Genomic DNA, 12,237 nt, shown 5'->3' on the forward strand with positions numbered 1-12,237 from the left:
ATGTATTTTTTTGTTCAAGATCTTGCATAGTTTTTCCCCTTTACTTTGTTTCATTCATACATATATTTAGACACAATTGACTATTATAATTATTTAGCGGGTTAAATTAAAGTTTTGTTTCAGAGAAACTTACAATTTTGTTAGTAGAAAGTAAGGTCAAACGCAGTAAATTTATCCGATTATTCGCTAAGATATGTTCTATCGGAGGAATAAAACTATGCAAAATATGAATGTCGTCGATGTAAAAGGTCTCGGCAAAATCTATGGGAAAAAAAATGAGAAGCAGTACCAAGCGCTAAACGATGTCAACTTCTCTGTGAAGAATGGCGAGTTCGTCGGAATCATGGGGGCTTCGGGCTCTGGTAAGACGACGCTCCTGAATATTCTGTCTACACTTGATCAGCCAACTTTTGGTAGTGTGACCATCAATAAGCAGGATATTACGAAGTTATCGAAGGACAAATTGGCAGATTTCCGGGGCCAGGAGATTGGCTTTATCTTCCAAGACTTCAACCTGTTAGAGAACTTGACGAACAGCGAGAATATCGCGTTGCCACTCTCGCTTCAGGGTGTGAATAGTAAGAAAATTGATGCGGCTGTCCAAAAGATTGCCACCCGTTTGGGCATTGCTGCGATCCTCGATAAGTATCCTGCGGAAATTTCCGGTGGGCAGAAGCAACGTGTTGCCGCAGCCCGCGCTTTGGTGCACGAGCCTGCAATCCTATTCGGTGACGAGCCAACGGGAGCGTTAGATTCGAAGAGTGCAAAGGAGTTACTAGACACGATGGAGGACATCAATACGAACGATCAAGTGTCGATCTTACTCGTGACCCATGATTCGTTCTCGGCTAGCTATGCACAACGAATTCTCTTTATCAAGGACGGTAAAATTGGGCAGGAATTGGTGCGTGGCACGAAGACCCGGCATGAATTTCACCAGGAGATTATTGATAACTTAGGGACATACGGACAGTAGGAGGAGAGTCATGTTATTTAAATTAGCATTATCAGGCGCCAAAAGCCGGCTCAAAGACTACGTTGTTTTGTTCTCGGGACTCACAATCTCCAGTGCGATTTTCTACATGTTCTTGAGCCTGGCGCTGAACAATAAATTCTTGTCGAACAACTCGATGCTGAGCTCTGGCAATACAACGTTTGTCTTTGCCTTCGGTGTCGTCTTGCTCGCAATTATCACCTTGGTCTACATCGTTTATGCGAATAGCTTCTTGCTCAGTATGCGGCAACGGGACTACGGTATGTTCCTCATGCTGGGGGCCAAAACCGGTAAGATTGGCACGCTAATCTTCCTCGAGACGATGTTGATGGGCACAATTGCGACCATCATTGGTGTTCTCCTCGGCGTCGGGCTGACGCAGGTGGTATCAGGCCTCCTCATTAGTCAGCTCGATCTGACATTGCCGGGTTTTGTCGGCCTGTACATTCCCGCGGTGATTGCCACGATTTTGTTCTTCGTGGTCTTGTTCTTCATCGCCGCACTCTTTAACAGAAGAAACTTAGTCAAGACACCTGTTCTGGAATTGTTGCACGGACAGAATAAACCCGTTAAATACCGGAAGAATAGCTTCCGAATTACGGTTCAGGCTGTGCTTGGTGTCATATCGCTCGCGGTCGGTTACTGGTCCATGGCGAATGTCCAGAACTTAGTTCTGATGTCAATTCCCATCGCACTGGTGACGATTGTGCTCGGATCATACCTCGTCTTCAACTCGTTATTCATCGCGGTTATCAACCTAATCAGAAAGAATCACCGCGTCCTTTATCGGGGATTACGGAGCTTCACACTGAACCAATTACGCTTTAGAATCACTGATTACACCAGGATTTTATCTGTAATTTCTATTCTGTTCGCCTTAGCTCTTGGAGCCATCACAGTCGGTCTTGGGTTCGACCGGATGGCAGAGCAGATGGCTAATTCGCGTTACTTTGATGCGCAAATTTTTACAAACGACAAAGCGGTCAAGGATGAGCTGAAGGACGTTGCCGTCAAGTCGACCACCACGTACCACTACAAGGAGGACGCCCAGAACGTTTATTTGAACAAGTCCGAGTTTGAACGCCAACCGTTGAAGTATATGAAGGGCATCTACAATCCCAAAAATAACAGCTTTAAAACGCAACTGAGCACGTATAGCGTGGCGCAACTGGAAGATGCAGATGGGGCCGCCCACTATGAGTTAACTGGCATCATCCCAAATTACGGCGGTAAGAAGTACGTCTTCCTCACTGATGCTGCTTATAGCAGTGAGAGTGCACAAGAACAGCGGGTTCAGCTTTTAAAAGTGGTGAACTTCCAAAAAGATGTCAAGCAATTGACGAAGATCCAAACGCTGCAAGTTGCGGCCAATCCCAAGTTAAAGGATATTTCACAAAATACCAAGCCCATAACGTATCAGGCGATGCATCAGGTGTTTTCGGGCTTTGAATTCATGGGCTTCTTCCTTGGAATTGCCTTTCTCACGATGTTGGCAAGTACTTTGATGTTTAAGATATTGAGTGGTGCTCAAAGCGACGTTGCACGCTACGAGATGCTCAGCAAGATTGGTGTGAAAGAACGTGTGTTGAAGAATTCGATTACGAAGGAAATTGCGGTCTTGTTCGCACTCCCAGGAATACTCGGAATTGTCCACGTCTTGTTTGGCCTTCAATTCTTCAAGGCATTCCTGCTTACACCTTACCAGGGAATCTGGCTGCCATTTACGATCTTTATCGCCCTCTACGGCATCTATTATCTCTTGACAACATACCTGTATCGGTCCATTGTCTTGAAGAAGACAGTTTAAGGAGGAACACAAACAATGATGGAGACTGGATTAACCATTTTTATCGTGGGCTCTTGCTGCTTGTTGTCGGACTCGTGATCGTCGTGCTTGCCGGCAAGGCGCGTGGCCAATTCTAGTTTGCTTTCCCAGAAAAAAATAAGCAGCGGTGTCCGTGAATGGACCCGTTGCTTATTTAATTGGTGCTCAGAGCGTAAGTTTGTTGAAGCTGACGAGCTTAAATTTGTCGTGTGCTAGTTCCAGAATCGAGATGCTGGAATTTCTGGCTCCGCGAGCGAGCGCGAACTCGCCTGGCTGACTGAATCGTTCTGCAATACTCGAGATGGTGTTACTATGCGTTACCAATAATACGTTCTCGACGGAATCGGGAAGTGCCTTGATTAGTTCCAGTCCTTGATCAACCCTGGCCCAGTATTCTGCGGCGTTCTCAGCGTCATGGAATGGATCTGCTTCCTTCATGAAGTCCTTGGCTACGTCATAGTTGTTCTGGTTAATTATCTCTGCCTTATTCTTGAAACCGTGGGGCATTCCTGCAAGGAACCAGGCTTCCGGGCTTCCCATGCCTTCGAAGTAGCCGTAGAAGGCCTCCCGAAAGTGGGGTGACTCAACTAGTTCCAGTGTAGCCGCGTTTTTGTTCGCCTGGAGAATTATTTTAGCCGTGTCGCTTGCTCGCTTCAGATCAGATGAGAATGCCGCACCAAAGTCGACGTCCCGCAAAACCTGAGCTACCTCCTGCGCACCAGCTAGGCCGTCTTTCGTTAGTGGTGAATCGCACCAGCCCTGCATTTTATCGTACTTGTTCAGAAAAGTTCTGCCGTGTCTAATAATATAAATTTTCTTCATTTGGACTACTCCTTTATGATTGCCTCATTTTCTATGATAAAGTAAAGGTAGCAATTTATAAAGAATTATAGCGAATAAAGAGGGAACATCTGATGAACAATCGTAGTACAATCTTGGGATTATTTACTTTGGCTGGCCTGATTCTCGGTTGGTTCTTGCACCAGATTATGGTCTGGACTTTCGTCGGGATGGCAATGGGCTATGTGGTCACTTATTGGATTCCATATTTGGTCCAGCGGAGACGCCAGAATAGAAAGTAATATCAACATTAAAAATTGCGCTTTGTACCTCACGTGTGTTAGACTATTAGTCCGACTTTTCGTGAGGTTTTTTTGTGATTAAATTTTGATTAAAAGGTGTAGGTGTGGTATTATATTATGTAACTTTTTAGGATGGAGTGAGTGAATGGACAAACATGAGTTAGTGAATCAAGCCGCTGAGCAAGCACGTCTCGACCATGTCTTGGCTGAAATAACGCAACAAAAATCCAAGTTGTCTGGCGACATCGCCCGGGTGAAATCAGAGGAGAAGCATCTGAATGAGCACTTCTATGATGACGTCCGGTTGAACTATGGGGATGCATCTGCCACGATGGAGACGGCGCTCTCAATCAGGCAACAGCAACAACTGCTCCAAGAACGGAATAATACATGGCAACACTCAACTCACGAATTGGCCACCCTGCAGCGCTTAGAACAAAAGCCCTATTTTGCACGCGTGGACTTTCATGAGCAGGGTGAACCAAAGGCCGAAACCATCTACATCGGTCTGGGCTCGCTGAGTGACCGTGATGATAATTTCCTCATTTATGATTGGCGAGCACCCATTTCGTCAATCTATTATGACGGTAAGCTGGGTGAGGTAACTTATGAATCACCTGATGGCCCTCAGAAGGTCGACCTGACCCTAAAGCGTCAATTCATCATTGAACAGGGTAAAATCAAGGCAATGTTTGATACCCAGGAAACCATTGGTGATCAGATGCTCCTTGAGGTGTTGAACGAGAAGTCATCGACGCAGATGAAGTCCATCGTGACCACTATTCAAAGGGAGCAGAACAAGATTATTCGGGACACCAAGTCCGACCTGCTTTTTGTTCAAGGTGCAGCTGGCTCAGGTAAAACCAGTGCAATCTTGCAGCGGATAGCCTATTTGCTCTACCGCTACCGTGGTAATTTAACCAGTGACCAGGTAATCATGTTTAGTCCGAACCAATTATTTAACGACTACATCGAGAATGTCCTACCGGAGCTCGGTGAACAGAACATGGTCCAGATGACATACTGGCAATTCCTCTCCAGAAGAATTCCTGGCTTGTCTGTTCAGAATCTGTTTCAGCAGTTTGAAGAGACCCAGACGAATCAACAGTCTAACCTTGAAAAGCTGAAAAATGACGTGCTCTTTTTCAGAGCGACTAAGCGATATGCTAGTCACCTGGAGAAAGCGGGTGTGCAGTTCAAGGACATCTTCTTCAAGAACCAGACTGAGCCCTATTTCAGCAAGGAACAGATTAAGGAAATTTACTACAGCTTTAACGAGAACTACCATTTGCGTAATCGGATTGAGTCAACGAAGGAAGCTCTGCTGAAGTTATTGAACCAACGAGTTGACGCGGAGACGCGCAAACCCTGGGTACAAGACTTGATTGAGCACATGAGTGCAGAGGAATTGCGCGAGCTCTACGACCGGCCCGACCAAGAGTTTGAATCCAGTGCGAAGGAGACAGGCTTTCTCGCCCGCAAAATTGTTTTGCAGCAATTAAAGACAGTTAGTCGGAAGATTCATCACAACCAATTCCTGAATATTCGTGGTCAATACGTGCATTTCCTAAAGCGTGTGCCGCAATTGATTGAGTTGAGCGAATTTGGTTTAACCGAGACTGATTGGGCGGATTCTATTGAGCAGCTGAAGAATGACTTCAGGCAGCGCCAGGTGAAGATGGCTGACGCGTCCGCTTACCTCTACCTGTATGATTTGGTTACGGGACGCCGCGGAGAAACTTCGATGCGTTACGTCTTTATCGATGAGATTCAGGATTACACGCCGTTCCAATTGGCCTACCTCAAGTATAATTTTCCACGCGCCAAGTTCACCATGCTGGGTGATTTGAATCAGGCAATTCTGATCAAAGAGGATAGCAGCTCGCTTCTGAGTGAAATATCAGGCTTGTTTGACGAAGAGAAGACGAAAGTTGTGCAACTAACGACCTCTTACCGTTCCACGGCACAGGTGACGAATTACACGAAGGAAATTCTGAGTTCCGGGCAGCAGATTGAAGCGTTTGACCGAGTGGGACCATTGCCGGTTGTTTACGGGCGTAAAAACGTGACAGAGCTGATCCAGGTCGTCGCAACAATGCTGCAAAAGCCGGAGAACGAAAAGGTGGCCACAGCCATAATCACGAAGACGCTGGAAGAAGCACAACAGGTATTTGAACTGTTGAAAGCAAATGGGCTCAAAACGACTTTGATTGGGTCCCAGAATCAGCGACTCGTTCCCGGAGCCATCGTGGTGCCGGCATACTTGGCCAAAGGATTGGAATTCGATGCGGTCATCATGTGGGATGCCTCGAGCAAGAATTATCAAGGTGACTTTGAACGCCAACTGGTCTACACGATTGCCTCACGGGCAATGCACACGTTGACCATTTTGTATCAGGGAGAATTTAGTCCGCTACTCGCGCACATCTCACCCGATTTATATGAAGTTCGCTAGTGGAATATTTGAGCCTCCAGAAAACTGGAGGCTCTTTTTTATATTGTTTTGGAATATTTTCCCAAGAAAATATGTAAAAAAGTTCACAGAAAGCTCTTGTTTTTATCTCTGAAAGCCCTTACAATAAATTGTGAAAGATGTAGCAAATAATGTTCAAAGGAGATTTTCAGATGAATAAATTTATCGCTATCGTAGGAAGTAATGCCGACAAGTCGACTAACCGGACCTTGCTTCAGTTTATCAAACGTCATTTTGCCGATCAGGCGGAGATTGAACTGGTTGAGATCAAAGACCTACCGGTTTTCGCAAAGAACAGCGAACGCACGATTCCGTTGTATGCAACGCAGTTAGCGAACAAGATCGCAGAGTCTGATGGCGTGATTATCAGCACACCGGAATATGATCACTCCGTCCCCGCCGCATTGTTGAACGCACTGGCCTGGTTGTCCTATGGCGTACATCCATTTGTTAATAAGCCGGTCATGATTACTGGTGCTTCTTATGGCTCACTTGGTTCAAGCCGTGCCCAAGCGCACTTGAGACAAGTACTCGACTCACCGGAGCTGATGGCACGGGTAATGCCTAGTTCAGAATATCTGCTGGGTCATTCACTCGAGGCCTTTGACGATGAAGGGAATCTGAAGGATCCGGAGAAGGTGAAGTTGCTTGAAGGCTTATTTGCCGACTTCGAGGCCTTTGTCAGAATTACCGCCCAACTGAACAACACCCAAACGCAGGATGAGGCCATTGCTAATGATTTCTCGTGGGAAGAAAATAAATAATTGAAATGGAGTCTACCAAAATGAAATTAGTCGGAATCGTCGGCTCTGTGGCCGAACAATCATATAACAAATTATTGATGCGTTTTATCGCTGAGCATTTTAGTAATCTGGTTGACGTCGAGGTGTTAGACATCACCGATGTACCCATGTTTAACCAAAGTAATGACCAATCAAATAGTCCAACAATTCAGTACCTGAACCGGAAAATCATGGCTGCTGACGGTGTAATTATTGCGACACCAGAGCACAACCACACCATCCCAGCAGCGCTCAAGAGTGTCATCGAATGGCTGTCATGTAACCTGCACCCATTTGCAGATAAACCCGTGATGATTGTGGGGGCTTCATACCACAATCAAGGCTCGAGTCGGGCGCAATTGAACCTGCGTCAGATTTTGGAATCACCAGGTGTGAATGCAATTACGATGCCAGGTAACGAGTTCTTACTGGCGAACGTTAAGGAGGCCTTCAATGACGAAGGTAACTTGAAGGACGAACGGACTGTTGAGTTCTTGCGGACGACGTTAACTAAATTCCTCGACTTTGTCCAGGTGATCAACAAGTTAAACGGGCGTGCAGACAATCCTGGCGCTGCAGAGGATATGTGGTCCACTGGCAAATGTGATACCACGATTGATGGCGTTGACATGAAAGCCGAGGACTGGGTGGAGCAGGCAGCGGCCAAAGTTAATGCGGTTGCAGGCAAGACCTATGTGAAGCTCGATCGCGGAATTTTAACGGTGGATCAACTGAACTGGTTCCTGAACTCGATGCCAATCGAACTGACCTATGCAGACGAGAATAACCAATTCATCTACTACAACCGCATGGGCGAGGATCCAAAGGCAATGTTAGCACCAAGACGTCCCGGGCAAGTGGGCGATCCACTAGCCGACGTTCATCCAACGCGGGCACTGAAAGGTGCCGCAAACGTGGTTAACCAACTCAGGACTGGCAAAACCGACTTGGTCAAGATGTCTGTGCCCGGAAATGGCCCAACACGGCACTGGATGCATTACTACAAGGCAATGCATGATGAGGCAGGGAACTACCGGGGAATTAATGAGTGGGTCGTTGATTTGTGGCCAATCGTGAAGTACTACCTAGAGACTACTGGTCAGAAATTAATTCCGGATCCAGATAATCAGGTTAGCGCGGTCACCGGTGCTTCTAGTGCGGGCCCGGTAATTACCACTGTACCCGGACCAAGTGCAGCAAAGGTTGACGATACGAGTGGTGCATCGGCGACAGAGCAGCCTGCCGAAGTAGTGGCACCAAAGGTACCAGCAGTGGACAGTACCTCGGGTGCTTCTGAAAGTTAGCCAGAACTCATTCGTGGGTCATCCATGATATGTGATTAAAAAAAGAGTAGCCAAAATTTTGGCTACTCTTTTGTGGTGAGTTTGGTTCTAATGAGTGGAATCAGGTGATCTACTAGGAGTTTAATACCCTGATTGTTTAAATGGACGCCATCTGACTGCAAGAGGGTCAATGGATTTTGTTGTTGCTGCATTAAGGCAGCAAGGTCCAGAAACGGTAACTGGTAGTGTTTGGCGACATGTTCAGTAACCAACTCGAACTGCAGGATGCGGGTCCACGATTGATCGCGGTCCACGCGCCAATTTGTGAAACTGGGTGAAATTAAGATCACCTTTTTCGCCCCGATTTTTTCAACTAGCATGTTTAAATTGTTATTGTAACGGCCGGCACTCATTGCAAGTGCCAGTCCCGCATCATTGACGCCGAAGTTGACGACGACAACGGTAGGATGTTCTCGGATGACTCTCTTGTTGACATTTGCCAAGGCTTGCTCGGTAGTAGCACCGGCCATTGAGTTATTGATGATTTTATCGGTGGGGAAAGCCTGTCTGAGCTGATTGGTGACCTTATTCGTCATCTGCCCATCTGTAAACCCGCCGAGGATGGAGTCTCCAAAAAGTATAATTTTTGCCATAATTGCCTCTAAATCCTTTTTATATTCTTTATATTAAATTAGAATAGCCGTAAGTACAAATTTAGTTAGGAATCTGTTCATGAGAGTTAAAGATACAATTGACATTCACCACTTCAAGGTGGAACAAGCGGATTTGAACCACCTGGGTATTTTGTTTGGCGGAAAGCTGCTTGCTAAGATTGATAGTTCCTTGGCTGGCTCGGTCAAGAAAATGACGAACGAGCGCGCGGTGACGGGATCGGTCGATAAGGTGCGCTTTATCAAGGCGCTGGCACTCGGTGAAGAGGTCACAATCAAGTCCATGGTGAGCGGGCATTCAGACCGAGTAATCGAGGTACTTGGATTAATCTACAACGGCGAACACGAACTGGCGGCCTACGCTATGCTGACGTTCGTGGTACTAAACAAGCAGGTTAAACTACCAGAACTGGTGCCGGAGACGGAATTTGAGGCAAACCTCATTGCAGGATTTTTGAAACGGGCAGAGCTCAGCCAAGCGCTGCACAACGAAATAAAAACGGAGCTAACTACGAGAGATGAAAGAGATATTTAAGAAGTATTCACGTGCAAGCTGGAGCGCCTTTGCGCAATCAAAAAAGGAGAGTCCCGTCACGGAACGTGATTTGGTGGATCTGACCTCTTTGGGGGATCGGGTCAACCTGCAGGATGTCGACCAAATATACTTACCACTGGTCGATTATCTCCACCTGTTCTACACCAAGAAGAAGGAGCTGGAGGAGAAACGCGCGCACTTCCTGCAGACGGAGCAGGTCAAGATACCGTTTATCATTGGAATCTCGGGTAGCGTGGCAGTCGGTAAGAGTACGAGTGCGAGGTTGATCACCTTGATGCTTAAACGCCTTTACCCCGAGCTGCAGGCTCAACTAATTACAACGGACGGCTTCCTCTACAGTACGGCGGAGTTAAATAGACGTAATTTGTTAGAACGAAAAGGGTTCCCCGATAGTTACAACATGAACCTGTTGTACGATTTCTTAAATGACGTCTCTAGTGGTAAGCCTGATGTGACATACCCTATCTATTCGCACAACATCTACGACATCGTGCCGGGAGAGTATGGACATGTGACACAGCCGGATATTCTGATCGTCGAGGGAATTAACGTGCTCCAACTACCGGCGAATCAGGAGCTATATATTAGTGATTTCTTTGATTTCTCGCTCTATCTAGATGCGGATGAGGACCAGATTGAGGAGTGGTACCTCAGCCGATTTAAACGCATCCTTGAGTTGGCGCAGAATGATCCGGAGAACTATTACTATAAATACGCGCACCGCTCGATGGATGATGCAATTCAGATGGCTAAGGATGTGTGGCAGGAGGTTAATCTCACGAATTTACGCGAGTATATTGCGCCGACGAAGCCGCGAGCCAACCTGATTTTGCATAAAACCAAGCACCATTTAATCGACTCTGTTTGGTTACGAAAGTATTAATAGGTAGTTTTTATTGAATGTTGCGTCAAAAGTCGCTATTATTAATAGAGTTATTGTTAGGATTATTGTGGAGAACGGAGTAGCCTTTTGACTAATTTATTTGAAAACATTGAAAATATCGCTGCCGACAAGATTATTGTGCTTGATTACGGTAGTCAATATAACCAATTGATTACACGCCGCATCCGCGATTTGGGCGTTTATTCTGAGTTATTCCCAAACACGATTACAGCTGATGAGGTTAAACACATCGCGCCTAAAGGTATCATCCTTTCTGGTGGACCCAATAGTGTATACGACGATGGGGCATTTACGATTGACCAAGAAATTTTCAACCTGGGAATCCCAGTGTTGGGCATTTGTTATGGGATGCAACTGATTACTTATACAAATGGCGGAACTGTCGAGGCTTCGACGGAGCGGGAGTATGGTAAGGCAGACATCGAAGTGACCGATGCAGACTCTGAGCTCTTCTCTGGCCTACCAAAGAACCAGTTCGTCTGGATGAGTCATGGTGACAAGGTGACGAAGATACCTGATGGGTTCGTTACTGTGGTTGAGAGTGCCAACACACCTTTTGCAGCAATCGAGAACCGCGAACGTAGAATTTACGGTATTCAATTCCATACTGAGGTGCGCAACACTGAATATGGCATGGACATCTTGAAGAACTTCACGTTCAACATTTCAGGTGCTGAAGCTAACTGGACGATGGATGATTTCATCGAACTACAAATCAACAAGATTCGTGAGACCGTTGGTGACAAAAAAGTGTTGCTTGGTCTTTCGGGTGGTGTTGACTCATCAGTTGTCGGTGTGCTTTTGCATAAGGCAATTGGCGACCAATTGACCTCAATCTTTGTTGACCATGGCTTGCTCAGAAAGAATGAAGCTGACCAAGTTATGGAAAGTCTAGAAGGCAAGTTCGGCTTGAACATCATCAAGGTTGATGCTCAGAAGCGTTTCTTGGATAAACTTGCTGGTGTGAGTGATCCAGAAGCCAAGAGAAAGATTATCGGTAAGGAATTCATCGAGGTCTTCGACGATGAGGCAACGAAGCTGAATGGCATCGATTTCTTGGCCCAGGGAACCTTGTATACGGATATCATTGAGTCAGGAACCAGTACCGCAGCAACTATCAAGTCACACCATAACGTGGGTGGCCTACCTGAGGACATGCAATTTAAGTTAATTGAGCCACTGAATACTTTGTTCAAGGACGAGGTGCGTGAACTTGGCGAGCGTATGGGGATGCCACATGATTTGGTTTGGCGTCAGCCATTCCCCGGACCAGGACTGGGTATCCGCGTCATCGGCGAGGTGACTGAGGATAAACTCGAAATCGTACGTGATTCTGATTTGATTCTACGTGAGGAAATCAAGAACGCGGGGCTTGAGAGCGAGGTATGGCAATACTTTACTGTCTTACCAGGCATTAGAAGTGTCGGCGTGATGGGTGACGGTCGGACATACGATTACACAATCGGTATCCGTGCTGTGACATCCGTTGATGGAATGACCGCCGACTTTGCACAGATTCCGTGGGATGTGTTGCAGAAGATTTCGGTGCGCATCGTTAATGAGGTCGCACACGTTAATCGCGTAGTGTACGATATCACGAGTAAGCCACCGGCAACGATTGAGTGGGAGTAGTTGTAGGAGAGCTAGAAATCCTCTTATACCAAGGG

The 12,237-nt window shown here is 46.4% G+C and carries 11 protein-coding genes; 9 read left to right on the plus strand and 2 right to left on the minus strand.

Annotation, left to right across the window (positions count from 1 at the left end; all coding sequences use genetic code 11):
* The first annotated feature begins 217 nt into the window (after positions 1–217).
* Together LA20533_RS05470 and LA20533_RS05475 are read left to right on the plus strand one after the other, a co-directional pair.
* On the plus strand, positions 218–976 hold the full coding sequence (locus LA20533_RS05470) for an ABC transporter ATP-binding protein (RefSeq protein ID WP_054745614.1): 759 nt from the start codon (positions 218–220) through the stop codon (positions 974–976).
* Between the two features lie 10 nt (positions 977–986).
* Positions 987–2,801, plus strand: coding sequence for an ABC transporter permease (locus tag LA20533_RS05475; protein ID WP_054745612.1), 1,815 nt, complete (start codon positions 987–989; stop codon positions 2,799–2,801).
* 183 nt (positions 2,802–2,984) lie between these two features.
* Here LA20533_RS05475 and LA20533_RS05480 read toward each other — a convergent pair whose 3' ends face one another.
* Complete coding sequence (locus LA20533_RS05480) at positions 2,985–3,641, minus strand: histidine phosphatase family protein (RefSeq protein WP_054745610.1); 657 nt, start codon at positions 3,639–3,641, stop codon at positions 2,985–2,987.
* 92 nt (positions 3,642–3,733) lie between these two features.
* Here LA20533_RS05480 and LA20533_RS08670 point away from each other — a divergent pair, with 92 nt between their 5' ends.
* The 4 genes from LA20533_RS08670 to LA20533_RS05495 all read left to right on the plus strand — a co-directional run bounded on the left by LA20533_RS08670 (position 3,734) and on the right by LA20533_RS05495 (position 8,460).
* Positions 3,734–3,901, plus strand: a complete 168-nt coding sequence (locus LA20533_RS08670; protein ID WP_169787591.1) for a hypothetical protein — start codon at positions 3,734–3,736, stop codon at positions 3,899–3,901.
* Between the two features lie 145 nt (positions 3,902–4,046).
* Positions 4,047–6,356 carry an RNA polymerase recycling motor HelD gene (gene helD, locus LA20533_RS05485; RefSeq protein WP_054745608.1) on the plus strand — a complete coding sequence of 770 codons (2,310 nt, stop codon included), beginning with the start codon at positions 4,047–4,049 and terminating at the stop codon, positions 6,354–6,356.
* Positions 6,357–6,526: 170 nt separating this feature from the next.
* A complete protein-coding gene (locus tag LA20533_RS05490; RefSeq protein WP_054745606.1) occupies positions 6,527–7,138 on the plus strand; it encodes an NADPH-dependent FMN reductase in 612 nt (203 codons plus the stop codon).
* Between the two features lie 20 nt (positions 7,139–7,158).
* Positions 7,159–8,460 (plus strand): NAD(P)H-dependent oxidoreductase, encoded by a 1,302-nt coding sequence (locus tag LA20533_RS05495; protein WP_056947099.1) that lies wholly within the window; start codon positions 7,159–7,161, stop codon positions 8,458–8,460.
* A 62-nt stretch (positions 8,461–8,522) separates the two neighbouring features.
* Here the strand turns inward: LA20533_RS05495 and LA20533_RS05500 are convergent, their stop codons facing one another.
* On the minus strand, positions 8,523–9,092 hold the full coding sequence (locus LA20533_RS05500; protein WP_056947096.1) for an SGNH/GDSL hydrolase family protein: 570 nt from the start codon (positions 9,090–9,092) through the stop codon (positions 8,523–8,525).
* A gap of 79 nt (positions 9,093–9,171) precedes the next feature.
* Here LA20533_RS05500 and LA20533_RS05505 point away from each other — a divergent pair, with 79 nt between their 5' ends.
* The 3 genes from LA20533_RS05505 (at position 9,172) to guaA (ending at position 12,202) form a co-directional block, all read left to right on the plus strand.
* Positions 9,172–9,645: an acyl-CoA thioesterase gene (locus LA20533_RS05505; protein WP_054745602.1), complete on the plus strand. Its 474-nt coding sequence runs from the start codon at positions 9,172–9,174 to the stop codon at positions 9,643–9,645.
* The gene (gene coaA / locus LA20533_RS05510; protein ID WP_056947093.1) at positions 9,629–10,549 is read left to right on the plus strand and encodes a type I pantothenate kinase; all 921 of its coding nucleotides are present in this window, start codon (positions 9,629–9,631) and stop codon (positions 10,547–10,549) included. Before LA20533_RS05505 ends, coaA begins: the two co-directional genes overlap by 17 nt.
* A gap of 108 nt (positions 10,550–10,657) precedes the next feature.
* Positions 10,658–12,202 (plus strand): glutamine-hydrolyzing GMP synthase, encoded by a 1,545-nt coding sequence (gene guaA, locus LA20533_RS05515; RefSeq protein ID WP_141322594.1) that lies wholly within the window; start codon positions 10,658–10,660, stop codon positions 12,200–12,202.
* The last annotated feature ends 35 nt before the right edge of the window (positions 12,203–12,237 follow it).

The organism is Amylolactobacillus amylophilus DSM 20533 = JCM 1125 (genome assembly GCF_001936335.1).
GTDB classification, from domain to species: Bacteria; Bacillota; Bacilli; order Lactobacillales; family Lactobacillaceae; genus Amylolactobacillus; species Amylolactobacillus amylophilus.

Excerpts from the sequence above, each read along its gene's own strand:
- helD (WP_054745608.1), top strand. The coding sequence starts at position 4,047 with ATGGACAAACATGAGTTAGTGAATCAAGCCGCTGAGCAAGCACGTCTC.
- coaA (WP_056947093.1), top strand. The coding sequence starts at position 9,629 with ATGAAAGAGATATTTAAGAAGTATTCACGTGCAAGCTGGAGCGCCTTT.
- LA20533_RS05490 (WP_054745606.1), top strand. The coding sequence starts at position 6,527 with ATGAATAAATTTATCGCTATCGTAGGAAGTAATGCCGACAAGTCGACT.
- LA20533_RS05475 (WP_054745612.1), top strand. The coding sequence starts at position 987 with ATGTTATTTAAATTAGCATTATCAGGCGCCAAAAGCCGGCTCAAAGAC.
- LA20533_RS05470 (WP_054745614.1), top strand. The coding sequence starts at position 218 with ATGCAAAATATGAATGTCGTCGATGTAAAAGGTCTCGGCAAAATCTAT.
- LA20533_RS08670 (WP_169787591.1), top strand. The coding sequence starts at position 3,734 with ATGAACAATCGTAGTACAATCTTGGGATTATTTACTTTGGCTGGCCTG.
- LA20533_RS05500 (WP_056947096.1), bottom strand. The coding sequence starts at position 9,092 with ATGGCAAAAATTATACTTTTTGGAGACTCCATCCTCGGCGGGTTTACA.
- LA20533_RS05480 (WP_054745610.1), bottom strand. The coding sequence starts at position 3,641 with ATGAAGAAAATTTATATTATTAGACACGGCAGAACTTTTCTGAACAAG.
- LA20533_RS05505 (WP_054745602.1), top strand. The coding sequence starts at position 9,172 with ATGAGAGTTAAAGATACAATTGACATTCACCACTTCAAGGTGGAACAA.
- LA20533_RS05495 (WP_056947099.1), top strand. The coding sequence starts at position 7,159 with ATGAAATTAGTCGGAATCGTCGGCTCTGTGGCCGAACAATCATATAAC.